Annotated in this window: 27 protein-coding genes and 1 tRNA gene; 17 read left to right on the forward strand and 11 right to left on the reverse strand. The window is 68.0% G+C overall.

Features of this window, described 5'->3' with window-relative positions:
- Positions 1 to 93: 93 nt before the first annotated feature.
- Positions 94 to 1350 carry a bifunctional glycosyltransferase family 2/GtrA family protein gene (locus ACJH6I_RS14495; protein WP_318986555.1) on the forward strand — a complete coding sequence of 419 codons (1257 nt, stop codon included), beginning with the start codon at positions 94 to 96 and terminating at the stop codon, positions 1348 to 1350.
- Between the two features lie 59 nt (positions 1351 to 1409).
- Positions 1410 to 3308, forward strand: coding sequence for an ArnT family glycosyltransferase (locus tag ACJH6I_RS14500; RefSeq protein WP_406784234.1), 1899 nt, complete (start codon positions 1410 to 1412; stop codon positions 3306 to 3308).
- 91 nt (positions 3309 to 3399) lie between these two features.
- Here the strand turns inward: ACJH6I_RS14500 and ACJH6I_RS14505 are convergent, their stop codons facing one another.
- On the reverse strand, positions 3400 to 3813 hold the full coding sequence (locus ACJH6I_RS14505; RefSeq protein ID WP_110772304.1) for a PaaI family thioesterase: 414 nt from the start codon (positions 3811 to 3813) through the stop codon (positions 3400 to 3402).
- Between the two features lie 244 nt (positions 3814 to 4057).
- Here ACJH6I_RS14505 and cysD point away from each other — a divergent pair, with 244 nt between their 5' ends.
- The 3 genes from cysD to ACJH6I_RS14520 are packed head-to-tail and all read left to right on the forward strand — an operon-like array spanning position 4058 to position 7600.
- Positions 4058 to 5008: a sulfate adenylyltransferase subunit CysD gene (gene cysD, locus ACJH6I_RS14510; RefSeq protein ID WP_212812552.1), complete on the forward strand. Its 951-nt coding sequence runs from the start codon at positions 4058 to 4060 to the stop codon at positions 5006 to 5008.
- Position 5009: 1 nt separating this feature from the next.
- The gene (gene cysN, locus ACJH6I_RS14515; RefSeq protein WP_318986554.1) at positions 5010 to 6857 is read left to right on the forward strand and encodes a sulfate adenylyltransferase subunit CysN; all 1848 of its coding nucleotides are present in this window, start codon (positions 5010 to 5012) and stop codon (positions 6855 to 6857) included.
- Positions 6854 to 7600, forward strand: a complete 747-nt coding sequence (locus ACJH6I_RS14520) for a 3'(2'),5'-bisphosphate nucleotidase CysQ (RefSeq protein ID WP_318986553.1) — start codon at positions 6854 to 6856, stop codon at positions 7598 to 7600. The genes cysN and ACJH6I_RS14520 overlap by 4 nt, the downstream gene beginning before the upstream one ends.
- A gap of 256 nt (positions 7601 to 7856) precedes the next feature.
- On the opposite strand, the gene ACJH6I_RS14525 is transcribed toward ACJH6I_RS14520, so the two are convergent.
- Positions 7857 to 9011, reverse strand: coding sequence for a hypothetical protein (locus ACJH6I_RS14525; RefSeq protein ID WP_318986552.1), 1155 nt, complete (start codon positions 9009 to 9011; stop codon positions 7857 to 7859).
- Complete coding sequence (locus tag ACJH6I_RS14530; protein ID WP_212812548.1) at positions 9004 to 9930, reverse strand: metal-dependent hydrolase; 927 nt, start codon at positions 9928 to 9930, stop codon at positions 9004 to 9006. The genes ACJH6I_RS14525 and ACJH6I_RS14530 overlap by 8 nt, the downstream gene beginning before the upstream one ends.
- 109 nt (positions 9931 to 10039) lie before the next feature.
- On the opposite strand from ACJH6I_RS14530, the gene ACJH6I_RS14535 reads away from it, so the two are divergent.
- Both ACJH6I_RS14535 and ACJH6I_RS14540 read left to right on the forward strand, forming a co-directional pair.
- On the forward strand, positions 10040 to 10654 hold the full coding sequence (locus ACJH6I_RS14535; RefSeq protein WP_318986551.1) for a TetR/AcrR family transcriptional regulator: 615 nt from the start codon (positions 10040 to 10042) through the stop codon (positions 10652 to 10654).
- A gap of 45 nt (positions 10655 to 10699) precedes the next feature.
- Positions 10700 to 10978 (forward strand): hypothetical protein, encoded by a 279-nt coding sequence (locus ACJH6I_RS14540; protein WP_318986550.1) that lies wholly within the window; start codon positions 10700 to 10702, stop codon positions 10976 to 10978.
- A 38-nt stretch (positions 10979 to 11016) separates the two neighbouring features.
- Here the strand turns inward: ACJH6I_RS14540 and ACJH6I_RS14545 are convergent, their stop codons facing one another.
- Entirely contained in the window at positions 11017 to 11517 is a 501-nt protein-coding gene (locus ACJH6I_RS14545; RefSeq protein ID WP_318986549.1) for a hypothetical protein, read from the reverse strand.
- Positions 11518 to 11559: 42 nt separating this feature from the next.
- Between ACJH6I_RS14545 and ACJH6I_RS14550 the strand changes: the two genes are divergently transcribed.
- Positions 11560 to 12156 (forward strand): cysteine hydrolase family protein, encoded by a 597-nt coding sequence (locus ACJH6I_RS14550; protein WP_318986548.1) that lies wholly within the window; start codon positions 11560 to 11562, stop codon positions 12154 to 12156.
- A 27-nt stretch (positions 12157 to 12183) separates the two neighbouring features.
- Positions 12184 to 12654 (forward strand): RrF2 family transcriptional regulator, encoded by a 471-nt coding sequence (locus ACJH6I_RS14555; RefSeq protein WP_212812542.1) that lies wholly within the window; start codon positions 12184 to 12186, stop codon positions 12652 to 12654.
- Positions 12655 to 12762: 108 nt separating this feature from the next.
- Here ACJH6I_RS14555 and ACJH6I_RS14560 read toward each other — a convergent pair whose 3' ends face one another.
- Positions 12763 to 13383: a TetR/AcrR family transcriptional regulator C-terminal domain-containing protein gene (locus tag ACJH6I_RS14560; RefSeq protein WP_318986547.1), complete on the reverse strand. Its 621-nt coding sequence runs from the start codon at positions 13381 to 13383 to the stop codon at positions 12763 to 12765.
- Positions 13384 to 13460: 77 nt separating this feature from the next.
- Here ACJH6I_RS14560 and ACJH6I_RS14565 point away from each other — a divergent pair, with 77 nt between their 5' ends.
- Together ACJH6I_RS14565 and ACJH6I_RS14570 are read left to right on the forward strand one after the other, a co-directional pair.
- On the forward strand, positions 13461 to 14351 hold the full coding sequence (locus ACJH6I_RS14565; protein WP_318986546.1) for an alpha/beta fold hydrolase: 891 nt from the start codon (positions 13461 to 13463) through the stop codon (positions 14349 to 14351).
- Complete coding sequence (locus tag ACJH6I_RS14570) at positions 14351 to 15007, forward strand: maleylpyruvate isomerase family mycothiol-dependent enzyme (RefSeq protein WP_318986545.1); 657 nt, start codon at positions 14351 to 14353, stop codon at positions 15005 to 15007. The genes ACJH6I_RS14565 and ACJH6I_RS14570 overlap by 1 nt, the downstream gene beginning before the upstream one ends.
- On the opposite strand, the gene ACJH6I_RS14575 is transcribed toward ACJH6I_RS14570, so the two are convergent.
- Positions 14979 to 15368 carry a VOC family protein gene (locus ACJH6I_RS14575; protein ID WP_318986544.1) on the reverse strand — a complete coding sequence of 130 codons (390 nt, stop codon included), beginning with the start codon at positions 15366 to 15368 and terminating at the stop codon, positions 14979 to 14981. The genes ACJH6I_RS14570 and ACJH6I_RS14575 overlap by 29 nt on opposite strands.
- A gap of 75 nt (positions 15369 to 15443) precedes the next feature.
- Here ACJH6I_RS14575 and ACJH6I_RS14580 point away from each other — a divergent pair, with 75 nt between their 5' ends.
- Together ACJH6I_RS14580 and ACJH6I_RS14585 are read left to right on the forward strand one after the other, a co-directional pair.
- Complete coding sequence (locus ACJH6I_RS14580) at positions 15444 to 16457, forward strand: nitronate monooxygenase (protein WP_318986543.1); 1014 nt, start codon at positions 15444 to 15446, stop codon at positions 16455 to 16457.
- Positions 16458 to 16477: 20 nt separating this feature from the next.
- The gene (locus tag ACJH6I_RS14585; RefSeq protein WP_212812536.1) at positions 16478 to 16975 is read left to right on the forward strand and encodes a DUF4232 domain-containing protein; all 498 of its coding nucleotides are present in this window, start codon (positions 16478 to 16480) and stop codon (positions 16973 to 16975) included.
- On the opposite strand, the gene ACJH6I_RS14590 is transcribed toward ACJH6I_RS14585, so the two are convergent.
- Genes ACJH6I_RS14590 through ACJH6I_RS14600 form a run of 3 tightly spaced genes read right to left on the reverse strand, consistent with a single transcriptional unit; the run spans position 16962 to position 19809 of the window.
- Entirely contained in the window at positions 16962 to 17843 is an 882-nt protein-coding gene (locus ACJH6I_RS14590; protein WP_212812535.1) for a DUF4097 family beta strand repeat-containing protein, read from the reverse strand. The genes ACJH6I_RS14585 and ACJH6I_RS14590 overlap by 14 nt on opposite strands.
- A gap of 20 nt (positions 17844 to 17863) precedes the next feature.
- Entirely contained in the window at positions 17864 to 18508 is a 645-nt protein-coding gene (locus ACJH6I_RS14595; RefSeq protein ID WP_318986542.1) for a response regulator transcription factor, read from the reverse strand.
- Positions 18496 to 19809, reverse strand: coding sequence for a sensor histidine kinase (locus tag ACJH6I_RS14600; protein WP_318986541.1), 1314 nt, complete (start codon positions 19807 to 19809; stop codon positions 18496 to 18498). Before ACJH6I_RS14600 ends, ACJH6I_RS14595 begins: the two co-directional genes overlap by 13 nt.
- A 185-nt stretch (positions 19810 to 19994) precedes the next feature.
- Between ACJH6I_RS14600 and ACJH6I_RS14605 the strand changes: the two genes are divergently transcribed.
- The gene (locus ACJH6I_RS14605; RefSeq protein WP_318986540.1) at positions 19995 to 20891 is read left to right on the forward strand and encodes an LLM class flavin-dependent oxidoreductase; all 897 of its coding nucleotides are present in this window, start codon (positions 19995 to 19997) and stop codon (positions 20889 to 20891) included.
- Positions 20888 to 22135, forward strand: a complete 1248-nt coding sequence (locus tag ACJH6I_RS14610; RefSeq protein ID WP_318986539.1) for an amidohydrolase — start codon at positions 20888 to 20890, stop codon at positions 22133 to 22135. Before ACJH6I_RS14605 ends, ACJH6I_RS14610 begins: the two co-directional genes overlap by 4 nt.
- Here the strand turns inward: ACJH6I_RS14610 and ACJH6I_RS14615 are convergent.
- Positions 22075 to 22566 carry a hypothetical protein gene (locus ACJH6I_RS14615; protein WP_318986538.1) on the reverse strand — a complete coding sequence of 164 codons (492 nt, stop codon included), beginning with the start codon at positions 22564 to 22566 and terminating at the stop codon, positions 22075 to 22077. The genes ACJH6I_RS14610 and ACJH6I_RS14615 overlap by 61 nt on opposite strands.
- 180 nt (positions 22567 to 22746) lie before the next feature.
- On the opposite strand from ACJH6I_RS14615, the gene ACJH6I_RS14620 reads away from it, so the two are divergent.
- The gene (locus ACJH6I_RS14620; protein WP_318986537.1) at positions 22747 to 23388 is read left to right on the forward strand and encodes a DUF1942 domain-containing protein; all 642 of its coding nucleotides are present in this window, start codon (positions 22747 to 22749) and stop codon (positions 23386 to 23388) included.
- Positions 23389 to 23459: 71 nt separating this feature from the next.
- Here the strand turns inward: ACJH6I_RS14620 and ACJH6I_RS14625 are convergent.
- Positions 23460 to 23532: transfer RNA gene (locus tag ACJH6I_RS14625), tRNA-Arg, on the reverse strand.
- Positions 23533 to 23678: 146 nt separating this feature from the next.
- Here ACJH6I_RS14625 and argS point away from each other — a divergent pair.
- Positions 23679 to 25331: an arginine--tRNA ligase gene (gene argS, locus ACJH6I_RS14630; protein ID WP_212812511.1), complete on the forward strand. Its 1653-nt coding sequence runs from the start codon at positions 23679 to 23681 to the stop codon at positions 25329 to 25331.
- Positions 25332 to 25354 lie beyond the last annotated feature (23 nt).

A 25354-nucleotide genomic window follows, 5' to 3' on the forward strand; every position in this document is an offset into this window, starting at 1 on the left:
CCCGCGGTGCGGGTGGTCGGCGGCTCGAAACACATAGCTGGCCCATAGCTTCACCCCATGGCGGCCTAAACCTGCGGTCCAAAAATCAATGTCATGACGAACCTGGTCGAGCGCGACGCCGAGCAACGCTTCACTACGCGCCCAAATGCCGCCCTCGCCGCACGCGCTGCCGGCGTCCCGGTGCTGGACATCGTGGTCCCCGTCTACAACGAGCAGGTCGCGCTGCCCGGCTGCATCCGCCGCCTGCACCGCCACCTGGAAGAGCACGTCCCGTACCCGGTGCAGATCACCATCGCCGACAACGCCAGCATCGACGCCACCCCGCAGGTTGCCGCCGAGCTGGCCCTTGAGTTCGACAACGTCCGCGTCGTGCGGCTCGAGCTCAAGGGCCGCGGCCGCGCGCTGCACGAGGTGTGGTCGCACTCGCAGTCCCCGGTGCTCGTCTACATGGACGTCGATCTCTCCACCGACCTGGCGGCCCTCGGCCCGCTGGTGGCCCCGTTGATCTCGGGCCACTCGGACCTGGCCATCGGCACCCGGCTCGCCCGCTCCTCCCGCGTCGTGCGCGGGCCGAAGCGGGAGTTCATCTCGCGCTGCTACAACCTGATCCTGCGTGGGGCACTGTCGGCCAAGTTCTCGGACGCCCAGTGCGGCTTCAAGGCCATCAGGGCCGACGTGGCCCAGGCGCTGCTGCCGCTCGTCGAGGACACCGGCTGGTTCTTCGACACCGAGCTGCTCGTGCTGGCCGAGCGCACGGGACTGCGGATCCACGAGGTCCCCGTCGACTGGGTCGACGACCCCGACAGCCGCGTGGACATCATCGCGACCGCGGCCGCCGACCTCAAAGGCGTCGGCCGCCTGCTGCGCGGCTTCGCCAACGGCAGCATCCCGGTCAACACGATTGCCGCCCAGCTGGGTTCGTCGACCAAGGCGGCCGCGCCCGGCTCGCTGCTGCGTCAGGTCGTCCGGTTCGGGACCATCGGCGTCGCCTCGACGCTGGCCTACCTGCTGCTGTTCATGATGATGCACACCGCGCTCGGCGCGCAGACCGCCAACCTGATCGCCCTGCTGCTCACCGCGATCGTCAACACCGCCGCCAACCGGCGGTTCACGTTCGGCGTGCGCGGTGGGGGAGCGGCGAGTGCGACCCGGCACCAGTTCGAGGGATTGATCGTCTTCGGTATCGCCCTGACCATCACCAGCGGGGCGCTGGCCGGGCTGCACGTGTTCGCACCGCACGCCCACCATCTCCTCGAGCTGAGCGTGCTGGTGGCCGCCAACCTGGTTGCCACCGCAGTGCGGTTCGTGCTGCTGCGCGGTTGGGTGTTCCACCCGCGGCGTCAGAGCTAGAGCGTCCACCCAGTGCGCGAATTGACCTGCCTACCAACTGCTTCAGAGGAGACCCGCTCGTGATCGCCACCGCGCCTGCCAAGGCTCACCTGCCGAAGGCTCGCCGCCGCCCGGCCGTGTGGGGCCGCCCGGTCTGGGAACGGACCGCACTGCTGACACTGCTGGCCGGGACGGCCGTGCTGTACCTGTGGGCGCTCGGCTCGTCGGGCTGGGCCAACTCGTACTACGCCGCCGCGGCCCAGGCCGGCACCCAGAACTGGGAGGCGCTGCTGTTCGGCTCGTTCGACGCCGGCAACGCGATCACGGTCGACAAGCCGCCGGCCGCCCTGTGGCTGATGGGCCTGTCCGGCCGGCTGTTCGGATTCAGCGCGTTCAGCATGCTGCTGCCGCAGGCCCTCATGGGTGTGGCGTCGGTCGGGATGCTGTACGCGACGGTCCGTCGCACCAGCGGCGCGGCCGCCGGACTGCTGGCCGGCCTGGTGCTGGCGGTGACTCCCGTTGCGGCCCTGATGTTCCGGTTCAACAACCCCGACGCGCTGCTGGTGCTGCTGCTGATCAGCGCGGCCTACTGCACGGTGCGGGCAATCCAGTCCACCGACTTCGCCGTGTCCGCGCGGTGGATGACGCTGACCGGCGTCATCGTCGGTTTCGCCTTCCTGACCAAGATGCTGCAGGCCTTCCTGCCGGTACCGGGTCTGGCCCTGGCATTCCTCGTCGCCGCGCCGTTCAGCGTGGGACGCCGGATCAGCGCGCTGCTGATGTCCGGTGTGGCCGTGGTGGTTTCGGCCGGGTGGTACATCGCGCTGGTCAGCCTGTGGCCGGCCGACGCCCGTCCGTACATCGCCGGGTCGACCGACAACAGCCTGCTGCAGTTGGCGTTGGGCTACAACGGCATCGAGCGGATCACCGGCGGTGACCGTCCCAGCGGCGGCCCTGGTGGCCCCGGCGGCGGCATGCGGGACAACCTGTTCTTCGGCGGCCACGCCGGCATCACACGGCTGTTCGGCCCGTCGATGGGCGTCGAGGTGTCGTGGTTGCTGCCCGCGGCGTTGCTCGGCCTCGTGCTGCTGTTGTGGACCAGTCGCCGCGCCGCGCGGACCGACCTGGCACGCGCGGGTGTATTGCTCTGGGGCGGTTGGCTTCTGGTGACCGGTGCGGTGTTCAGCTTCATGGACGGCACGGTGCACCCGTACTACAACGTCGCGCTCGCCCCTGCGGTCGCCGCGTTGGCCGGCATGGTGGTCGCGCAGCTGTGGCAGCGCCGGGAGACGTTGTCGGCACGGCTGTTGCTCGCACTCATCTTGGTCGTTTCGGCCGGATGGGCGTTCGCGCTGCTGTCCCGCACCCCGGACTGGATGCCCGCCCTGCGGTGGACCATCGCGGTGGTGGCGGTCCTGGCGGCGGTGGCCATCGTGGCGGTTGGGGCGCGCTCCGGACGGGTCACGGCCGTCGTCGCCGGCATCGCGGTCGCCGCGGCCCTGGCCGGGTCGGCGTCGTTCACGATCTACAACGTGGCCGCAGCCCACAGCAGTGGCCCCGGCTCGATGTCGGGTCCGCCGCGGCCCGGCGGTGATTCGTGGCCGGGTGGCGGCCCGGGCGGCCCCCACCGCGACGGCCCCAACGCCGAACTCGAGAACTTGATCCGTGGTGCCGACAACCGTTGGGCCGCAGCGACGGTCGGGTCCTTCCAGGCCGGCGATCTGGAGTTGAGCACCGGCAAGTCGTTGATGGCGATCGGCGGATTCTCCGGCGGGGACAACGCGCCGACCCTGGCGCAGTTCCAGCGGTACGTGGAGGACGGCCAGATCCACTACTTCATCGCCGCCGATCACAAGGGACCCGGCGGCCCCCGGCGCGAGCGGGGGAGTGCCGCCGAGATCACCGCATGGGTGACGGGGCACTTCGCCAAGCTCGACGTCGGTGGCGCGACGGTCTACGACCTCGAGGCGCCCCACTGATCGGAGCACGCGTCTATGCCTCGGATTGCAGTCAGCAGGTGACTGCGATCCGAGGCATTGCGTCTCCTCGGCCTCGATCGGGCGGCCTCGCTCAGCCGATCTTGTACGTGCCGACGGCCTTGGCCACCGGGTCGCCGCCCGGTGTCTCGATCTCGACCTCGCAGTGCACCAAGGACTTTCCGCGGTGCAGCACGCGCCCGACACCGATCAGGTCGGTCGACCGGGCGGGCGCCAGGTACTGGACCGACATCGAGATCGTCACCCCGCGAAGCGATTCGGGTTCGCGTTCGGTCGACCACGCCGCCGCCATGACCGTGACATCGGCCAGCGCGGCGATGGCGCCGCCGTGCACCATGTCGGCCAGCGTGGTGTTGGTCGGGTCCCACGGCATCCGCAACCGGACCTCCGGGGCGTCGAGCGCTTCGGCGACGATGCCCAGCTTGGCGACGAGCGGTGACTGCGGGATGAACTGCGCCATGACCTCGGCGCCGGTACTCGGGCTCATGTCATGGAAGTCTGCGCGCGGCGGGTAGTCGGTTCAATTACCTGGCAGGTAGTGATGGCGACCCGGCGTGAAGCGTGGGGTGGCGTGCTCGTTCGGGGCAGAGACGGCGATCGGGAAGCCGGCAGCCGCCGGCGACGTTGTTTCACCTGATCTCGGTGGTTACAACCGTTGACACTGCGCCACCGGGCACGTAAATTCCGACCATGGTTCTTAACTTGACCAGTTCTACCAACTTTACGGGGAAATGATGACCGTCACTCCCGACGCCGCCGAGGCGTCCAAGGTGGACCAGCGGGCCGCCAAATACGAATTGAGCCATCTGCGATCGCTGGAGGCCGAGGCCATCCACATCATCCGCGAGGTCGCCGCGGAGTTCGAGCGGCCGGTGCTGCTGTTCTCCGGTGGCAAGGACTCGATCGTGATGCTGCACCTGGCCATCAAGGCGTTCGCGCCGGGCCGCCTGCCGTTCCCCGTCATGCACGTCGACACGGGCCACAACTTCGAAGAGGTCATCGCCACCCGCGACGCCCTGGTCGAGAAGTACAACCTGCGCCTGGTCGTGGCCAGCGTGCAGGACGACATCGACGCCGGACGCGTCGTCGACAACGGTCCCTCGCGTAACCCGCTGCAGACCGTGTCGCTGCTGCGCGGTATCCGCGAGAACAAGTTCGACGCCGCCTTCGGTGGCGCCCGGCGCGACGAGGAGAAGGCCCGCGCCAAGGAGCGTGTCTTCAGCTTCCGTGACGAGTTCGGCCAGTGGGACCCCAAGAACCAGCGCCCCGAGCTGTGGAACCTGTACAACGGCCGGCACCGCAAGGGCGAGCACATCCGCGTCTTCCCGCTGTCGAACTGGACCGAGTACGACATCTGGGCCTACATCGGCGCCGAGGAGATCGCGCTGCCGAGCATCTACTACGCGCACGAGCGCCAGGTCTTCGAGCGCGACGGCATGCTGCTGGCGGTGCACGAATACCTGAAGCCGAACGACGACGAGCCCGTCATCACCAAGACCGTCCGGTTCCGCACCGTCGGTGACGTCACCTGCACCGGTTGCGTCGAGTCGGAGGCTTCGACCGTCGAGGAAGTCATCGCCGAGACCGCGGTGTCCCGACTGACCGAGCGCGGCGCGACCCGCGCAGACGACCGGATTTCTGAGGCCGGCATGGAAGACCGTAAGCGGGAAGGCTACTTCTGATATGGCAACGTTGCTTCGTATCGCCACTGCTGGCTCCGTCGATGACGGCAAGTCCACCCTGATCGGCCGGCTGCTCTATGACAGCAAGGCCGTCATGGAGGACCAGCTGGCCGCCGTCGAGCGCACCTCCAAGGAACGCGGCCACGGCTACACCGACCTCGCACTGGTCACCGACGGCCTGCGCGCCGAGCGGGAACAGGGCATCACCATCGATGTCGCCTACCGCTACTTCGCCACGGCCAAGCGGAAATTCATCATCGCCGACACACCGGGTCACATCCAGTACACCCGCAACATGGTCACCGGTACCTCGACGGCGCAGCTGGCCATCGTGCTGGTCGACGCCCGCCACGGGCTGCTGGAGCAGTCGCGCCGGCACGCCTTCCTGGCCTCGCTGCTCGGCATCCAGCACATCGTGCTGGCGGTCAACAAGATGGACCTGATCGATTGGGACCGTGAGCGTTTCGAGAAGATCCGCGACGACTTCCACGAGTTCGTGGCCCGCCTCGACATCCAGGACGTCACCACCATCCCGCTGTCGGCGCTGGCCGGCGACAACGTGGTGACCAAGTCGGACAAGACGCCGTGGTACGAGGGCCCGTCGCTGCTCAGCCACCTCGAAGAGGTGTACATCGCCGGTGACCGCAACCTTATGGACGTCCGCTTCCCGGTGCAGTACGTCATCCGCCCGCAGACCCACGAGCACGCCGACCACCGCAGCTACGCGGGCACCATCGCCAGTGGCGTCATGCGCCCCGGCGACGAGATCGTCGTTCTCCCAACGGGAAAGACCAGCACCATCACCGCGATCGACGGCCCCACCGGTCCGCTCGAGGAGGCCTTCGCGCCCATGGCGGTATCGGTGAGCCTGGCCGACGACATCGACATCTCGCGCGGCGACATGATCGCCCGTGTGCACAACCAGCCGCACACCACGCAGGAATTCGACGCCACCGTGTGCTGGATGTCCGACGACGCGAGCCTCGAGCCGGGCCGGGACTACATCATCAAGCACACCACCCGCACCACGCGGGTCCGAGTCACGGACCTCGACTACCGGCTGGACGTCAACACCCTGCACCGCGACAAGAGCGCAACGGCGTTGAAGCTCAACGAACTCGGCCGCGTCACGCTGCGCACGCAGCAGCCGCTGCTGCTCGACGAGTACTCGCGCAACTCGGTGACGGGCTCGTTCATCCTGATCGACCCGGACACCAACGGCACCGTCGCCGCGGGCATGGTGCGTGACACCACGCCGGCGGCCAACCGGTCGGCCAGCCCGAACGCGGTACGGCACGCCAATCTCGTCACGGCAGAGGACCGGTTGTCGAAGGGCAGCACGGTGTGGTTCACCGGCCTGTCCGGTTCGGGCAAGTCGTCGGTCGCGATGCTGGTGGAGCGCAAGCTGCTCGAATTGGGCCGTCCCGCATACGTTCTCGACGGCGATAACCTGCGCCACGGGCTGAACTCGGATCTGGGCTTCTCCATGGCCGACCGCTCGGAGAACCTGCGCCGCCTGGCCCACATCGCCACGCTGCTGGCCGACTCCGGCCAGATCGTGCTGGTGCCGGCGATCAGCCCGCTGGAAGAGCACCGCGAGCTGGCGCGAAAGGTCCACACGGACCAGGGATTCGAGTTCTTCGAGGTGTTCATGGACACCCCGTTGGCCGACTGCGAGGCCCGCGACCCGAAGGGGCTGTACGCCAAGGCGCGTGCCGGTGAGATCACGCACTTCACCGGTATCGACAGCCCGTACCAGCGGCCGAAGAACCCGGACCTGGCGCTGGTGCCGGGCGATCTGGATGCCCAGGCGCAGCGCGTCGTCGACATGCTGGTGGCGCCGCGATGACCGATCACGAGGTTGCCGAGCGGCTGGCCACCCGCGCGGGTGACCTGCTGCTGGACGTGCGGGCCGAGTTCGCCACGGCCGACGCTTCCGAGCGGAAAGCGGCGGGGGACAAGCGCTCTCACGAGTTCCTGATGACGGAGCTCGCGCGCTTGCGTCCCAATGACGCGGTGCTCTCGGAGGAGGCGACGGAGGAGGAGCGGGCCAACAGCGCCCGCCTGACCTCCGACCGGGTGTGGATCATCGACCCGCTCGATGGCACCCGCGAGTTCTCCGAGCTGGACCGTGACGACTGGGCCGTGCACGTGGCGCTGTGGGAATCCGGCGAGCTGGTCGCCGGCGCCGTGGCGCTGCCCGCGCAGAACACCACGCTGCACACGCCCGAGGTGGCCGCGCCCCGCGCGGTCGACGGGCCGCCGCGCATCGTGGTGTCCCGCACCCGCCCGCCGGCCATCGCGCTGGCGGTGCGTGACGCCCTCGACGGTGTCCTGGTCGAAATGGGCTCGGCCGGAGCCAAAGTCGCGGCCGTGATCCAGGGCCGGGCCGACGTCTACGTCCACGCCGGTGGTCAGTTCGAGTGGGACTCTGCTGCGCCGGTCGCGGTGGCCCGCGCTGCCGGGCTGCACACCTCGCGGATCGACGGTTCCCCGCTGGTCTACAACCGCGAGGACCCGAAGCTGCCCGACCTGGTGGTGTGCCGGCCGGAATTGGCCGAGCGGGTACTGGCGATCACCGCGACGCAGTAGCTTTCGCGACATCGACGAAAATGGCTGTGGGGACGCATGTTCCCACAGCCATTTTGCGTATCTCGGACGACTGCGTCTACCAGCCATGCAGACTCCGGAGTGGTGAAAAAGTCCCTGAGTGCAGCCGAAGTGCCGATCTGCCGAGGTTATTGAAGCCAGGGACTGTTGACGGCCCGAAAGCGTCCCTGGCTTCAAAACGACAGTCGAAGTGTCTCGTGATTGAAGCTGCGGATTTCTCTTGAGAGGGCCTATCGAGCTACGCCGACGCGGTAACCGGCAACGGCGTCTGGGCTTTTGCCGGTGCGACGGTGCGAACCGCGACGAGGCAACCGATCGCGATGGCAAAGCACAGCACCGTGTACCACAGGCTGCCGATCGGATCCCCGTGCGCGGTAACGCCGTTGACCGCGCCGAAGTACGCGGGCAGCGCGCTGAGCCAGAGCACCGCCATGACCACCAGGTAGGCGACGGCGTAGCCGATCAGCCACGGCGGGCTCACGTAGCGCGGTTCGGTCGGGCTGGCGACGGTGCCGCGCAGCCGGCGCCATTGCGTGACCAGCGCCCAGACCGCCACGGCGCACACCGCCACCAGTTCCGCCGCGTAGGCAATACCGCCCGCGGTGCTGCTGCCGGTCACACCGCCGATCACGGTCGCGGGCAGCGGCAGGATCGCGGTACCCAGTGACGCCAACACCCCGGCAACCACAGTGCGCCAGACGATTTCGAAACCGGTGAAGCGGCGGCCCCGATCAGCGTGCCGGCCCACGAAGAACTGCACACAGAGCGCCAGCGACATCGGCCACAGCGCGGCGAAGACCACCACGCTGGGCAGCGGTACCGAGTCGAACATCGGCTGGTTCATCGGGTTGTGCACCGACCATTCCCACCACCGCAGCTGCGGGCCCAGGTGGTCGAAGATCTCGTAGAACGCATGGTGGACGAACCCCACGCACACGGCGCCGACCAGGGTGCCGTACCGCCGGAAAACCCCGAGACTGCGGACGATTTCGAAGGCGACGGTCGCCATCATCGGGTAGATCGCGACGATGTACAGCGGCAGCCGGCCCCACAGGAAGTCCACCGTGAACACGTTGTGCGCGAACATGGTGTCGACGCGGTCGGCGATGCCGAAGGCCGCCGGGAAGTACAGCGGCGGCTCGATGATCAGCAGGTAGGCGACGGCGCCGAACCACAGTGCGATGTTGGTGGCGTCACCGTGCCGGCGCAGCCGGATGATCGCGTAGACCAGGGTCAGCACCGCGCCGGTGATCACCGTCAACTCGAGGACCGGCAAGGTCCAGTTCTCCAGCTGCAGGGGATTGCGGACCTCGAGCAGCCCGCCGGCCGTGTCGCAGGAAAAGCCGAGGCGCCCGGCGAGATCGGCGAACGTCGGCGAACACAGGTCAGACATGGGCGCTCTGCTTTCCGGCGGTGTACCAGTGGGTGACGTCGTAGCCGGCGTCGTAGCGGTCGAACCATTCGGCCGCGAGCGCCGGCAGCTTCTCGTGTTCCGGGTTGTGGCCCGGGATCTGGCTGCGGACGATGCCCGACAGCGCCACCAGTTGCTCGCGGACCGGTAGGTCGTGGAAGGCGCTCGTGAACGGCCCGAAGTCCGGGATGCGGCCCAGTTTCTTCAGGATCGTGTTCTTGCGGCGCTCGAGCGCGAACGCCGACAGCGCGTCGACCTTGCGGACCTCCAACGGCAGATGCTTGTTGAACCCGTTACACGCCATCCGCACGCAATCCATCACGTGCTTGAAGATCGACGGCGCCACCCGCATGCGGTACCACGGATCGTCGACCAGGCCGTTGTAGATGATGAGTGCCGAGCTCCGGTGCTCGACCTCTTCGACGAAGTGCCACAAGAACAGTGACGCGACGCGGTCGTCGCCCGGCGCGAACAACGTGTCGTCATGGTCGAGCATCAACTTGAAGACCGGCGTGAACGTCGCCTCCAGGTCGGCGGTGTAGGCCAGCCGATATTTGAGCGGCTTGTTGGCGACGAGGTCGTCGAACGCGGCGATCACCTCGTCGAGGGTCTCTTTGAGCTCCGGGTGGGCCTTGATGAGGCCGCGGGCATGGGCGCGGTGGGCCATCGAATGCTGCCCCTCCTGCCGGACGAAGGCGTCGGCCTCCTCGGCGATCACCGGGTCGGTCAGCAGCGGCTTGGCCTCGGCCATGGTGCTGACGATCATCTTCTCGAACGCAATTGCCAAGAAGGACACGGCATTTGCCATTGCGGAGAACGCGGGGTTGGTCTCGTTCCAGAGGAACGGCACGGGGTGGTCCGCGAAAGCGAACCGCATCTTGCGGACCTGGAGATCGGTCACTGGGCACCTCGATCAGTAATCATACAAACTATGTCGCTTGTGTATGGTTACAGTGTTGACGAACATCCGTCAATGCCCGGGGCAGTGCCGGCCGTGTACCGTCCGGCGGATGGCACGCAAACGTCGCGGTTGGGGAGGGGAGCCGCCGGCCGATGACGACGAGGCGACCCGCCGCATCGTCGCCGCGGCAGTCGAGCTGCTCGCGACCACGGGCACCGCGATCACGATCGCCGACGTCGCCGAATCGCTCGGTGTCATCCGGCAGACGGTGTACCGGTATTTCCCGACGGCCGACGAGTTGATGCGCGCGGCCGCCATCGCCTCGGTCGCAGGCTTTTTGGATCAGCTCAGCGAGCACGTGCGGGGGATTCACGATCCCGCCGACGCGATGACCGAAGGCGTGCTCTACACACTCGACGCCGTGGCCCGGACACCGCACCTCGGCATCCTGATGTCGGCGCCGTACGTCAGCGCGCACAGCAGTGACATGGCGTCTGCCGAGGCGCAGGACTTCGGCATGCAGATGATCACCCGGTTCGACGTCGACTGGGCGAGCTATGGATACGACGACGCGGCGCTGCGCGAGCTGGTCGAATTCACGCTGCGCATCATGCTGTCCTACTTCCTCGCGCCGGCAGGGGACGGGCGCACTCCCGACGAGTTGCGGGCGTTCATCCGGCGGTGGCTGGGCGCGGCGATCCTGGGGCAAGAATCTGCCCGCTGACCGATCGGTGGCGATAACAGCCGGTCAGGGCTAGTTTGTGTTCGTATGCGTACTCATCTGTCTACTCGTCGTCTGATGGCCGCGGCCGGCGGCGCCGCACTCCTTGCGATAGGCGTGCTTACCGCGGGTTGTAGCAACAACGGCGGGCAGTCACCGTCGACCACCACCACCACGACGACGACCTCGTCGCAGTCTCCATCGGCGACGCCGACGGAGAAGAGCATCAGCCCCACCGGAGGCAACCTGTTCAGTCCGGCTGTCACTGCGCCGGGCGCGCCGAGCGTCGCACCCGGTCTGCATCCGGGTCTCAACGGCAACAACTAGCCTCGGGCGGGGGACGTCGAAAGCGATTCCCGCCGAAGCTAATTCGTCGGCAGGGCGGGCGGCCCGGCCGACGCCGGATCGTTGCCGACGTTCGGGCACGCGACTTTGAGCTGGTGCACGAGCGTCATCATCGGGTGGTATCCATCCATGAAGGTCTGGTCGGGACGCCAGTCCGGTGGGGCACTCGGCCTGCCCCGGCTGACCATGTCGAGTTTGTCCGCCAGTGCGGTTACCTTGTTGCGCAAGGACATATCGGCGATCGCGGCCGCGTCACTGCGGACCGCGGCCGCCGCGGTGGCGGAGTCACGGACAATGGCGGCGGCATCGGCCGAGCGGGTCAGTCCGAACTGAATGGCGGGCAAAGCCTCCGACCAATGCCGCACTGCTTGGTCGACCTGCCGGCAGTCGGCGCTGGCCTCTTGCTGCGGCGGTGCACTCGAACTGTCCGCTTTGTTGATGGCGATGAGAACCAAGATCGGCACGGTGACAGCCAGCAGCGCCAGCAGGATCTTCGGCCTCGACCAGTCCGGTAGCCCCACCAATTCAGCCTAACCGCCGCCGCACGCCACTAGGCTCACAACATGACTCGCCCGACCCTGCGTGAATTGTCCAGCCTGCCTGTCGAACCGGTCCGCCTCGCGGACTCGGCCCTGGTTCTGATCGACTGCCAGAACACCTACACGCAAGGGGTGATGGAGCTCGAGGGTGTGCAGGACGCGCTCGACGAGACCGCCGCACTGCTCGACCGTGCCCGCACAGCCGGCATTGCCGTCATCCACATCCAGCACGACGACGGGCCGGGCTCGCTGTACGACATCAGTGGCGAGTCCGGTGCGATCGTCGACCGGGTGGCGCCGCGCGGCGACGAGCCGGTGATCGTCAAGCAGTTCCCGAACTCGTTCGTACAGACCGATCTCGATGAGCGGCTCAAGGCGTTGGGCGCGTCGAACCTGGTGCTCGCCGGATTCATGACGCACATGTGCGTGAACTCCACGGCTCGCGGCGCGTTCAGCCTCGGGTATGCGCCGACGGTCGTGGCCGCCGCGACGGCGACGCGCACCCTGGCCGGCCCCGACGGTCAGGCGGTGCCGGCTGCGGCGCTGCAGGCGGCGAGCCTCGCCGGCCTGGCCGATCTGGTGGCGGTGGTGGCGCCCAACGTCGCAGCTATTCCGGACTAATCCGACCCGGAATGGCATGATTGGCTGATGCGGATGTCAGCCAAGGCGGAGTACGCCGTCCGCGCCATGGTCGAACTGGCTGCCGCCGACGCCGGTGCGCTGGTGAAGACCGAGGACCTGGCCAAGGCGCAGGGCATCCCCGCGCAGTTCCTGGTCGACATCCTGACCAACTTGCGCACCGACCGTCTGGTGCGCAGCCACCGCGGCCGCGACGGCGGCTACGAGCTGGCCCGGCCGGCCGCGGACATCAGCATCGCCGACGTCCTGCGTTGCATCGACGGCCCGCTGGCGAGCGTCCGCGACATCGGACTCGGCGATCTGCCGTACTCCGGGCCGACGGCCGCCCTCACCGATGTGTGGCGCGCCCTGCGCGCCAGCATGCGCTCAGTGCTGGAACAGACCAGCCTCGCCGACGTGGCCACGGGCAAGCTCCCGGACCACGTCAGCACGCTGGCAGGCGACTACCGCACCCAGGAAGCCCGCCGCGGCCACAGCTAGCCCCCCGGTTCACAGCTAGCCCTTCATTGCCGCGAGCGGCCGTGTTTTTACGCCGACACACCGTAATTCGCGTGCAATTTCGTCGCGCTCGCGGCGGATGAGCGGCCGCTAACTGCCCGCCGCCGCGATGCCCGCGATCAGCATCCGCAGCCCGCCGTCGAAATCGTCCTCGACCGACACGGTCGCGGCCACCTCGGACAGTGCGGCGATGTGCGGGTACCGGACTCCGGCGGCCGATCCGATCCGGGCCGCGGTCTCGGCGGCGTCGCCCGAGAACGGCCCGGCCAGCTGGGCCTGCGCCGAGCCGGTCACCAATCCCAGCACCGCGTGAAACGCGGACAGCCTGGCAGCGTCGGACAGGCCGGCCCGCTCGAGCGCGGCGACGAGCGCGTCGGCGGCAGCGAACCCGGTGGCCGACGCCATTCGCCGGGTCAGCACGAGGGGGATGGCGGCCGGGTGGGCCCGCACGCCGCGCCACACCGCGGATGCCGTCGCATGGACATCGGCAGCCCAGTCGTCGGTGGGTTCGGGCACCTCGATCCCGGCGGACACCGCGGCGACGACGAGTTCCTCCAGGCCCTCTTTGTCGGCGACGTAGTTGTACATCGTCATCGGCCCCGTGCCGAGTGCCGCGGCCAGGGACCGCATGCTGAGCGCCGCCAAACCGGATTCGTCGACGATTCGCAGTGCAGCGGAAGCGATTTCGTCCGTGGTGAACCGTGCGCGCATGAGCAACCCCTTGACAAGTACGTCGTACGTGTTGAAGTGTAGACGATACGTACAGCGTACTTATGTGAGGAGTTCAGATGACATCAGCGATCCCGGTCGAGCAGTTGCACTTCGTCAGCGGTGGCGACCGCTGCGCCGCGTGGCTCACGTTGCCGTCGACCCCCGCGCCGCATCCCGCCGTCGTCCTGGTGCACGGTCTCGGCGCCACCCGCGACATGATGCTGCCGCAGTACGAACAGCATTTCGCCGCCGCGGGCATTGCCACACTGTCCTTCGACTACCGGTTCACCGGGGCATCCGGAGGTGAACCGCGGCAACATATTTCGATTCCCGAACAATGCCGGGACGTCGACGCCGCGATCGATTTCCTGCGCCGGCACCCGCAAGTCGACGCCGACCGCATCGGCTTGTGGGGCACGAGCCTCGGTGGCATGAACGTGGTGCGGGTGGCCGGCAGCCGCACCGACATCGCCGCCGCGGTGGTGCAATGTCCCATCACCCACGGGCCGGCATCGGCCCGCAGCGTCGGAATCCGGGGTGCGCTGCGGCTGACACCGGCGATCGTCGACGACGCGGTGCGTGCGCTTCTGCGCCGCGGACGTCGCTACGTGCCCATCGTGGGACAGCCCGGGACCGACGCGCTCGTGACGGTGCCCGGAGCCGAGGACGGGTGGCGGTCGACGGTGCCGGCCGGCACCGCCTTCGACAATCGGATCACCGCGGTCGACGCCGCGATGTTGATCACGAGATCGGCGCTGCGCCACGCGGCGACGGTCCAGGCGCCTCTCCTGGTGTGCGTCTGCGATGACGAGACGCTGATGGATCCGCGCTACGCCGAGGCGGTGGCCGAGCGAGCGCCGCGCGGGATCGCGCGGCACTACGCATCCGACCATTTCGCGATCTACCACCCGCCGGTGGTGCGGCGAGTACTCGACGATCAGCTCGCCTTCCTGAAGGAGCACCTCTGATGTCCGCGCGTGATGCGTTGCGCGCCAACGACGAACGATTCGCCGACGTCGTTGCCGGCCTGACGCCGCAGGAATGGGCGGCACCGAGCCTGTGTGCGGAGTGGAGCAACCGCGACGTGCTGGGACATCTGGTGGTCGGATGCAGTCATCCCGTCGGCGCGTTCGTGGGGGAGATGATCCGGCACCGCGATTTCGACCGCGCCAACACCGCCACTGCCACCGAACGCGCACGGGGCCGCAGCGCCGAGCGCCTGCTGGACGATTTCCGAGCCGTCAGCGCCCGTCCCGCCGGCGTCGGCCGATACTTTCCGGCCCGGCTACTGCTGGGTGACCACATCACCCACGAGCTGGACATCCTGTTCGCCGTCGGCCGGGAACCGGACATCCCGGCCCACCTGCTCAACGCGGTCCTGGACACCCAAGTCGCCTTCCCCAACCCGTTCGTCCCCGCATACCGCAACAGCGAGGGTCTTCAGCTCAGCGCCGTCGACACCGGCTGGCGTCACGGCACCACCGGGCCGGCGGTGGAGGGCACGGCCGCCGAGCTGATCTCGGTGCTCGGCAACCGGCCGAAGGTGTTGCCCCGGTTACGCGGCCCGGGCGCCGTGACACTGGCGGACCGGGTGCTCAGCCGCCTGAGCCGTACGGCCGGGTGATGATCTCCAGGTAATGCCCGCTGGGATCCTGGAAGTAGACGCCCCGGCCACCGTCATTGCGATTGATCTCGCCGGGATGCTGGCCGCGCGGATCGGCCCAATGTTGCAGTCCGCGTTCACGAATCCGGCCGTAGATCGCGGTGAACTCATCCTCGGACACCAGGAACGCGTAATGCTGCGGGACGACGTTTGTCCCCTCCGGGACCTGGGCGAAATCCAAGCTGACGCCGTGGTTCAGTTCGACGGCGAGGAATGGCCCGCCTTCTTGGGCGGGAGGCAAACCGAAGAGCTCGGTGAAGAAGGTGGCCGCGGCCGAGCGGTCGGTCGAGTGGACGATGGTGTGGTTGAAGGTGATGGCCATATTCCTCCGTTCTACCCGTTCAGGAGCGTCGCGTCACTGCCGCGGTGTGCGGCCCCTGCCTGTCATGATCTAGGTATGGCGTTCGACCTGCGTGAGCTGGCAGTTCCGGTGATTGTCGCGCCGATGGCCGGCGGGCCATCGACGCCCGAGCTGGCCGCGGCGGGGTCGTCGGCCGGTGGCCTGGGATTCGTGGCAGCCGGTTACCTGACGGCGCAGACGCTGGCCGACCGCATCACCGCCGCACGCGCGCTGACCACCGGCCCGCTGGGCGTGAATCTCTTTGCCTCGCAGCCCAGTACCGCACAGCCCCGCGAGATCGAGCGGTACGCGACCGAACTCGCCGTCGAGGCCACCCGCTACGGGGCGGCTCTCGGCGATCCGACATTCAACGATGACGACTGGGCGGCCAAGCTCGACGTCGTCGCCGACCTGCGGCCCGACGTGGTGTCCTTCACCTTCGGCGGGCCCACCGCCGACGAGTGCGCGCGGTTGCGGCAGGCCGGTATCACCACCGTCGCAACCGTCACCACCGCGAACGAAGCCGCGCGGGCCGCAACCACTGGGGTCGACGCGCTCGCCGTGCAGGGCCCCGGCGCCGGCGGCCACCGCGGCACCTACGATCCGCTGGCCGCGCCCGCCACGCAGCCACTCACCGAACTGCTGGCCGACGTACTGGCCACCACCGAACTGCCCGTCGTCGCCGCGGGCGGCCTGATGACCGCCGACGACGTCGCCGCCGTGATCGCCGCAGGTGCCGTGGCCGCACAACTCGGCACGGCATTTCTGCTCGCCGACGAGTCTGGCTCCAGCCCTGTGCACCGCGCCGCACTCGTCGATCCGCGGTTCACCGAAACCGTTGTCACCAAAGCTTTCTCGGGACGGTACGCCCGCGGGCTGCGCAACCGGTTCATCGACGAACACGACGAGCAGGCGCCGCTGGGCTATCCCGAGGTGCATTACCTCACCAGCCCGCTGCGCAAGGCGGCGGTGGCAGCCGGCGACCCGGACGGGACAAACGTCTGGGCGGGCACCGGATTCCGGGAAATCCGGTCGGGTTCGGTCGCCGACATCATGGCCGGGCTCGCGTGAGCATCGGGAAAGGAGCAGGCATGCGAACCGTCGTCGCGATCCCGTTGGCGGTGGCCTGCGCCTGGCCGATCACGGTCGCTCATGCCGACCCTGTCCAGGTCCCGCGTTGTGCCACTGCGCAACTGACTCCGAGCCTCGGCCCGCCCGACGGTGCCGCCGGGACGACGTTCTATCCGGTGATCCTGAAGAACTCCGGTGACGCCCCGTGCAGCATGTCGGGTTATCCGGCGGTGTCGTTCATCGCGGGCTCCGACAACCATGTGGTCGGCGTGGCCGCCAGTCAGGATGCGGAGACCGTCATCGGTGTCGTGGTGATCGAACCCGGCCAGTCCACCGCGGCGAACCTCGGCATCGTCAACGCGGGCAACTTCCCGGCCGACTGTAATGCCGTGCCGGTCAGCGGATTGCAGGTCAACCTGCCGGGTGACACCGAGCCCATCATCATCGGCCATGCTGATACCGCTTGCGCCAGTACGGCTTACCCGACCTTGCGGGTGGGGCCGTTCACCGGCGCGTAGTGACGGAGATGCTGCCCTCGGGAGCGCGCGCGGTGATCTGGGCCGCGGCGCGAGCCGGATCCTCGGTCTGGGGAACCCGCACCTGCGCGTGATCGCCGGCCTGCGCGCGCACCAGGTACGGACCACCCGTCGGCAGCGCGATGTCGACGTCGGAGCTCTGGCTCGTGACATCGACCGTGCGCGGCGCGGTGTCACGGAAGTCCACCGCGATGTGGCCATCGGTGGAGTCGGCGATGAACGCGTCGGTGACGACGATCGGCTCGCGCGTCTGCACATCGCCGCTCTGGGTGTGGATCTCGATCCGGCGGGCGTTGCCACCGAGGATCACCGCGCCGTCGGTGTTGTGGACGGTCAGCTGATCCAGATCGGTCAGACTCAGCATCACGCCGACCTGCTGCTTGGTGGTGACCGAAAGCCGGTGCGCGACATCGGGAGGCAGCGTCACCATGATCTCCCCGGGCGGCCCGAAGTCGAACAGCGGCGACGGTGTGCCGGTCACCGTCAGGCTCACAGCGCCACCGTTGCGGGTGACCTTCAGGGCCTGGTGATCGTCTTTTGCGGTGTTGAGCAGCCGCATCCGGACCCGTGGCTCATGGGCATTGCGGTCGCTGGCGATCCTGATGGCGGTCGGCAGATCGCCGGTGTCGATCGTCAGGGAGCTGAAATCGGCCGGCAGGGTCTCGGTTTCGGCCGCGACGCGCACCGAGCTGATGCCCCAGGCCAATCCGCCGATCCCGGCGGCCGCCGACAGCGTCACGACGAGTGCGGTCACCACCAGCAGCGAGCGCATCGCCGACCGGCCACCCGGGGTCAGTGCGGGCGGCGTGGCGGTGTCGGCCGGCGGTGCGGTATCCAGATTCGAAGTCATGGGAAAGTCCTTTTCTCTCTTCAGGATTCGAGATAGCGCAAGACGGCGAGGACCCGCCGGTTCTCGCTGTCGTCGGGTGCCAGGTCCAGCTTGGTGAAGATCGATGCGATGTGTTTCTCGGCGGAGCCGATCGAGATGTGCAGCAGCCCTGCGATGGCCGAGTTGGTCTTGCCTTCCGCCATCAGCTGCATGACTTCCTGCTCGCGCGGGGTGAGCACGGCCAGGGTGGAGCGGCGGTGCGTGCGCACCAGGATTTGGGACACCACCTCCGGGTCCAGGACGGTGCCACCCGTCCCCACCGTGGTGACGGCGTCCAGGAATGCCGGGACGTCGGCGACGCGGTCCTTGAGCAGGTAGCCGAAACCCCTGGTATCCGAGGCGATCAGGTCAGCTGCGTACCGTTCTTCGACATAGTGCGACAGCACCAGCACCGGTGACTCGGGATTCTGGCTGCGCAGCAACGCGGCGGCGCGGATGCCTTCGTCGGTGAAGGTCGGCGGCATCCGGACATCGACGATGACGAGGTCGGGGTTGTGCTCGTTGACGGCACGCAGCAGCTCGGTGGCATCGGGCACCCCGGCGAGCACGTCGTGGCCGGCGTCGATCAGGATGCGCTCGATACCCGCGCGCAGCAGGGCCGAGTCCTCGGCGATCACAATGCGCATGGCAGTACCGCCGTCACGGTCGTCGTTCCGGTTTCGGGGCTCGAGACGGCGAAGGTGCCCCGCGCCGCGCGCACCCGCTCACCGAGTCCGCGCAGGCCCGTCGTGTCGTCGCCGGTGGTCTGGGCCCCGCCGATACCGTCGTCGAACACCGAGATGTGCAGCTGGTCGGTGGGCTCGTGGTAGCGCACCGTGACTACGGCGTGGGTGGCCTGGGCGTGTTTGGCGATGTTGGTCAACGACTCGGCGACGACGAAGTATGCGCACGACTCGACCTCGTCGGAAAAACGTTTCGGCAGTTGCAGTTCCAGCGTCACCGGCACACCGGCGGTTTCGGTGCGCTGCACCACTGCCGACAGCGCGGCGTCCAGGCCACGGTCGGCCAGGATGGTCGGCGCGATGCCGCGCACCACATTTCGTAGTTCGAGGAGCGCGGCCTTGGCGTCGTCGTGGGCCTCGGCGATCAGCTTGCGGGCCTCGGGGAGGTCCGAGTCGAGCTTGGTCTGGGCGAGCCCGATCGTCATGGCCAGCGACACCAGCCGGGGCTGCACACTGTCGTGCAGGTCGCGTTCGATGCGGTGCCGTTCGGTGGACGCCGACGACACGGCGCCGCGACGGGCCTGGTGCAGGGCGCTGACCTCATGCTGCAGCGCCGCCGTGGGCGATGCCGGCAGGAGCCACCGGTCGACGGCGGCGTCCACCCGGGGACCGAACACCAGGATGGCTGCGGCGGCGGCCAGCGCGATGATGGCTAGCAGCCAGGACAGCGGCGGGGAGATGAAGCTCAGTCCGGCAGCGGGATCGCTGTTGTGGATCGCGGTCGCCGCGGCAGGACCGAGCAGCGCGAAAGTGAGCAGGGAGAAGGCCAGCCCGACCGCGAAGATGTCGAAGACCATGCGCAGGTAGCTGTGCGCCAACACCTTCCAGAACCGGCCGCTGCTCACGTCCAGCCACAGTTGGTGGGCCCATCCTTGAAAGCCGCTGTAGGGCGTCAGCTTTCGGTAGGGGACGGCGATGCCGAAGCCGAACACCGCCTCGCTGCGCAGCCGCTCGAACCGGTCGGTGGCGCGGACGGCGTAGACGAACACCACTCCGCCGAACACCGTCCCGATCACCGAGGGGATTGAGGTGACGGCGAGGATGAGCAGGGACAGCGGTATCCAGAACCAGATCATGCCGGCGAACGCGCCGACGATCATCGACGACGTCGGGACGACACCGAGGTCTGATGCGCGCGGCACCGGCGGCGTCGTTGTCGGATGTGTCGGCTCGGCCGACGCGGGGTCTGTAGCTGTTGCGACCATGCCTCCAACTTAGGCAGCGGCAGAGCCCGAGGACACGGCGTTTTCCCGCGACATCTCTGGGGGTAAACCCCCACCGGTTCGCCCTGTACCGGGCCTTGCCGGTCCGCTCATGGCCGGGGTCCGGCCGGCCGACCCGAACCCTCGCGCTGGACGCGCATGCCAGAATCGGCTGTGTGCAGATCGGGATGACGATGCCAGTGATGGAGCCCAACCTCGATGCGGCAACGCTGACGGCGTGGGCAAGAGTGATCGACGGCGGGCCCTTCTCGTCCCTGTGCTGGGGTGAGCGCATCGCGTTCGACAATCCCGATTCCCTGACACTGCTCGGCGCCCTGGCGGCCTGGACCGACCGCGTGCGGCTCGTCACCACGGTGATCGTCCCGCAACTGCATGATCCGGTGATGCTGGCGAAAGCGCTTGCCACGGGCGACATGCTCAGCGGTGGACGGCTGACGGTCGGCCTCGGCGTCGGGGGACGGCACGAGGACTACAACGCCGTGGGTGCCGACCCGAAGACTCAGACCATGCGCGGCATGGCCGAGCGGGTCGCGCTGATGAAGCGCGTCTGGGCGGGGGAGAAGCTCACCGAATCCGTGCTGCCCGTCGGACCCGAGGCCGTCCAACCGGGTGGCCCGCGATTGCTGGTCGGCACCATCGGTCCGAAAACCATACGCAGCGCGGCCAATTGGGCGGACGGCGTGGCCGGTACCACGCTGGACCTCAACGTGGACCGAGAGAGCGAACTGTTCGATGTCGCCCGGGAGGCGTGGGCCGAGGCGGGAAAACCCAAGCCGCACTTGGCCACGTCGTTCTGGTTCGCCCTCGGGGAGAAGGACGAAGCGCGCAACCAGGTGCACCGGCACCTGCGCAGGTACATGAACTGGATTCCCGAGGAGTATGTCGACGCGATGGCGCCCACCACGGGCTGGGCCGGCACGGAGGATGAATTGCTCGACGTGCTGCAGAAATTCAATGACATCGGCACCGACGAGGTGCATCTCATCCCCACCAGTTCGGACATCGACCAGCTGCGCCGGGTGGCCGACGTGGTCAAGGACTTCACCGGAGAGGCGGCGCTGTGAGTCGTGCGACGGACGTGCTGGCCGGCTTGCCCGAGGTGCGGGTGTGGCAGGAGAACCTGTACCGGGACCTGCACGAGCACCCGGAGCTGTCACATCAGGAACATCGCACCGCAAAGCTGGTGTCGGACAAGCTGAACGAGCTCGGCTATGAAGTGACAGACGGAATAGGCGGCACCGGCGTGGTGGGCATTCTGCGCAACGGTGACGGTGCGGCGGTCCTCATGCGCGCCGACATGGACGCGCTCCCCGTCGCCGAGGCCACCGGGCTGCCCTACGCCAGCACGGTGCGCAGCACCGACGCCGCCGGCAAGGACGTGCCCGTCATGCACGCGTGCGGCCACGACACCCACGTCACCTGTCTGCTCGGCGCGGCCGCGCTGCTGGCCGACGGGCGAGATCACTGGCAGGGCACCGCGATTGCGTTGTTTCAGCCGGCCGAAGAGGTCGGCGGCGGTGCCGCCGGCATGGTCGCCGACGGGCTGGCAGACGTCGTCGGCACGGTCGACGTGGCGCTGGGTCAGCACGTCGCTCCGGCTCCGGCCGGATACGTCGGCACCCGCAGCGGGCCGGTGATGGCCGCGGCCGACAGCATCCGCGTGACGGTCTACGGCCGCGGCGGCCACGGGTCCATGCCCAACGCCACCATCGATCCCGTTGTGCTGGCCGCGATGATCGTCGTCCGGCTCCAGACCATCGTGTCGCGCGAGGTCGCGCCGATCGAGACCGTCGTGCTCACCGTCGGCAGCATCAATTCGGGCACCAAGAGCAACATCATCGGTGACCACGCCGTGCTGGAACTGAATCTGCGCACCTACGACGAGGCGGTGCGCACCGCCGTCATCGCGGCCGTCAAGCGTATCGTCATCGCCGAGTGCCAGGCGTCGGATTCCCCGAAGGAGCCGGAATTCGAGTTCTACGACCAGTTTCCGGTCACCGACAATGACGAGGCCGCCACCGCCCGAGTTCATGAGGCGTTCGTCGAGCAATTCGGCGACCGTGTGCTGGCCATCCCGCAGGCCTCCGCGAGTGAGGATTTCAGCGACATCCCGCGGGCGCTCGGCGTGCCGTACACCTATTGGATGTTCGGCGGCATCGATGCCGCCGAATTCAGCCGTGCTGCCGAAGCCGGCCGGATCAGTCAGGACATCCCGGTGAACCACTCGCCGACGTTCGGCCCGGTGATTCAGCCGACGCTCGACACCGGCACCGAGGCGCTCGTGGTGGCCGCGCTGTCCTGGTTGTAGTCCTTTGGGCGGTAGGCGATTTCGAAGAGGCATGCCGCCAGGACGCACAGTGCGATGGCTTCGATCATCTGGATGACGAGCATCGTCCATGTGGTGTGGGCGACGGCGACGAAGAACTGCATGTTGGGAATGACGACGAACAGGCCGCCCCAGCTGCCCCACCAGGCGGCCTTGCCCAGCCCGAGGCCCGGGTACAGCCGCAGGAACAGGAAGCACAGCATCGTCAGCTGCAGGACGTACGTGAACCCGAGAAACGGGAACAGGTCCATGATTTCGGCGAGCGGGCGCTGCGGGTAGTCGGCCGCCGGGTAGCTGTTGCCGAAGAGTGCCGGTCCTGCTGTCTTGTGGAAGACGACGTCGAGGATGAACGTCAGAATCGATACCGGCAGCGCGACCACCAAGAAGCGTCCCCACCCGAATTGCTTGCCCATGACATCCTTCCGATCTCGAGATTCGGCTCGTTCCTATCCCGCTCGGGCATGCAGCGGATGCCGGTGTCCCGGCAGCCGGGCACTGAACGTCCGAACGATCTGCGCGAAGTTGCGTTTGACCAGCGGTTCGGCGGGTAACCTCCGCGTTGGACACTGCCTCGGTGTGGGACGGGAGTAACGGTGAAAATCAAACTTGTGGCGCCCGTGGGGATCGCCGCGATCGTGTTCGGTATGGCCGGCATGACGGCGGGTTCTGCTTCGGCGGCCAACAACATCAAGCCGTTCGGACAGCAGGAGACGCTGAACGAGATCGGCTACACGGTCAAGGGTCTGAAGCCGAGTTCGGACCCCGTGCCGCACAATGGCCAGCTCTACTCGGCGACCGTGACCGTCGAAGGGGTGGGCGGCTGGGCCAACCCGATCACCGCGTTCTTCAACGCCCGGGCCGAGAGCGGTGCGAACTACCGCGTGATCGGTGGCGGTCTGCCGTCGGCACCGCCCGGCGGGACGACGACCGGCAAGCTCTACTTCGACGTCGTCGGCGACGTGCCCAACAGCGTCGTCTACAACGACGGTATGCAGGACCTGCTGGTCTGGGTGCCGCGCGGTCCCGTGGGCGACGCATCTGAGGATGTTTCCGACACCCCCGTCGGCACCAGCGAGATCATCAGCACCCCACCCGCGGAGAGCACACCGCCTGCGGAGGGCACCCCGACAGGGGGCAACCTGTTCACCCCTGAAGTCATGGCGCCGCCGCCGTTCGAGCTCTCCGAGTCGGACGTGGCGTCCCCGGGGTACAACTCGGGTAGCGGCCGTCGCTGAGCACTCTGATAGCGGTCGGGGGTGCTTGGGCCGGCAAGACGTGCGGAACCGCACGTGAAAGTTTGATTGGGTGCCCCCGGCAGGATTCGAACCTGCGGCCTTCTGCTCCGGAGGCAGACGCTCTATCCCCTGAGCTACGGGGGCGCTTGATGCTGGCGAGCCAGCGGCGCCGTTGGGCGATCACAGACTAGCGCATCGGTGGCCCGCCTCCCGAATCGGTGCGGACTGCCTACCGACCAGCAGGTGACCGATGACAAGCCTGAGCAGCTCAGCCCATAGGATGGACCCCCGTGACCCCCGCCGATCTGGCTGAACTGCTCAAGAACACCGCCGCCGTGGTCCTGGTCGAACACGACCTGGACATCGCCGCGCTGCCCGAAACAGTGGCCATCGAGCGTCCGCGCAACCCCGAGCACGGTGATTACGCGACCAACCTGGCGCTGCAGCTGGGCAAGAAGGTCGGCGTCAACCCGCGTGACCTGGCCGAATGGCTCGCAGAGCGGCTGAACGACGCCGACGGTATCGCTGACGCCACCGTTGCCGGTCCGGGCTTCGTGAACCTGCGCATCGAGGCGTCCGCGCAGAGCGTCGTCATTCTCAACGTGTTGGGCGCCGGCGACCGCTACGGCACCTCCGAGGAGCTCAAGGGCCGCCACATCAACCTGGAGTTCGTCTCGGCGAACCCGACCGGACCCATCCACATCGGCGGCACCCGCTGGGCCGCCGTCGGTGATGCGTTGGGCCGCCTGCTGGCCACGCAGGACGCCACCGTCGTCCGCGAGTACTACTTCAACGACCACGGCGGGCAGATCGACCGCTTCGCCCGCTCGCTGGTCGCGGCGGCCAAGGGCGAGCCGGCCCCGGAGGACGGCTACGGCGGCGACTACATCAAGGACATCGCCGCTGACGTCGTGGCCAAGCGGCCGGACGCCCTGAGCCTGCCGGCCGACGAGTGTCAGGAAGTCTTCCGCGAACTCGGCGTGGACCTGATGTTCGGCCAGATCAAGCAGTCGCTGCACGACTTCGGCACCGACTTCGACGTCTACACCCACGAAGACTCGATGCACACTTCGGGCCGAGTGCAACAGGCCATCGACAAGCTGCGTGACAACGGCTCGATCTACGAGCAGGACGGCGCAATCTGGTTGCGCACCACCGACTTCGGTGACGACAAGGACCGTGTCGTCATCAAGAGCGACGGCAACCCGGCGTACGTCGCCGGTGACATCGCGTACTACCTGGACAAGCGTCAGCGCGGTTTCGACCTGTGCATCTACATGCTCGGCGCCGACCACCACGGCTACATCGGCCGTCTCAAGGCCGTCGCCGCCGCGCTCGGCGAGGACCCCGCCACCGTCGAGGTGCTGATCGGCCAGATGGTCAACCTGCTCAAGGACGGTCAGCCGATGCGCATGAGCAAGCGCGCCGGCACCGTGATCACCCTCGAGGACCTGGTCGACGCCATCGGCGTGGACGCGGCGCGCTACGTGCTGATCCGGTCGTCGGTGAACAGCCCGATCGACATCGATCTGGGGCTGTGGGCCAGCGCGTCCAACGAAAACCCGGTCTACTACGTGCAATACGCGCACGCGCGGCTCTCGGCCCTGGCGCGCAACGCGGCCGACCTCGGCCTGCAGTCCGACCTCGGTCACCTCGACCTGCTCAGCCACGATCGCGAAGCCACGCTGATGCGCACCATCGGCGAGTTCCCGCGGGTCCTCAAAACCGCTGCGGCCCTCCGGGAACCGCACCGGGTTTGCCGGTACCTGGAGGACCTGGCCGGTGACTATCACCGGTTCTACGACTCCTGCCGCGTGCTCCCGATGGGCGACGAAGAGCACAGCGACCTGCACCGGGCGCGCCTGGCGCTGTGCGCGGCCACCCGCCAGGTCATCGCCAACGGTCTGCAGATCCTCGGCGTGAGCGCCCCGGAGCGGATGTGAGCGGGCAGCCGACCGGCAACGTG

The sequence above is a fragment of the Mycobacterium sp. SMC-13 genome, from assembly GCF_045311035.1.
GTDB lineage: Bacteria > Actinomycetota > Actinomycetes > Mycobacteriales > Mycobacteriaceae > Mycobacterium.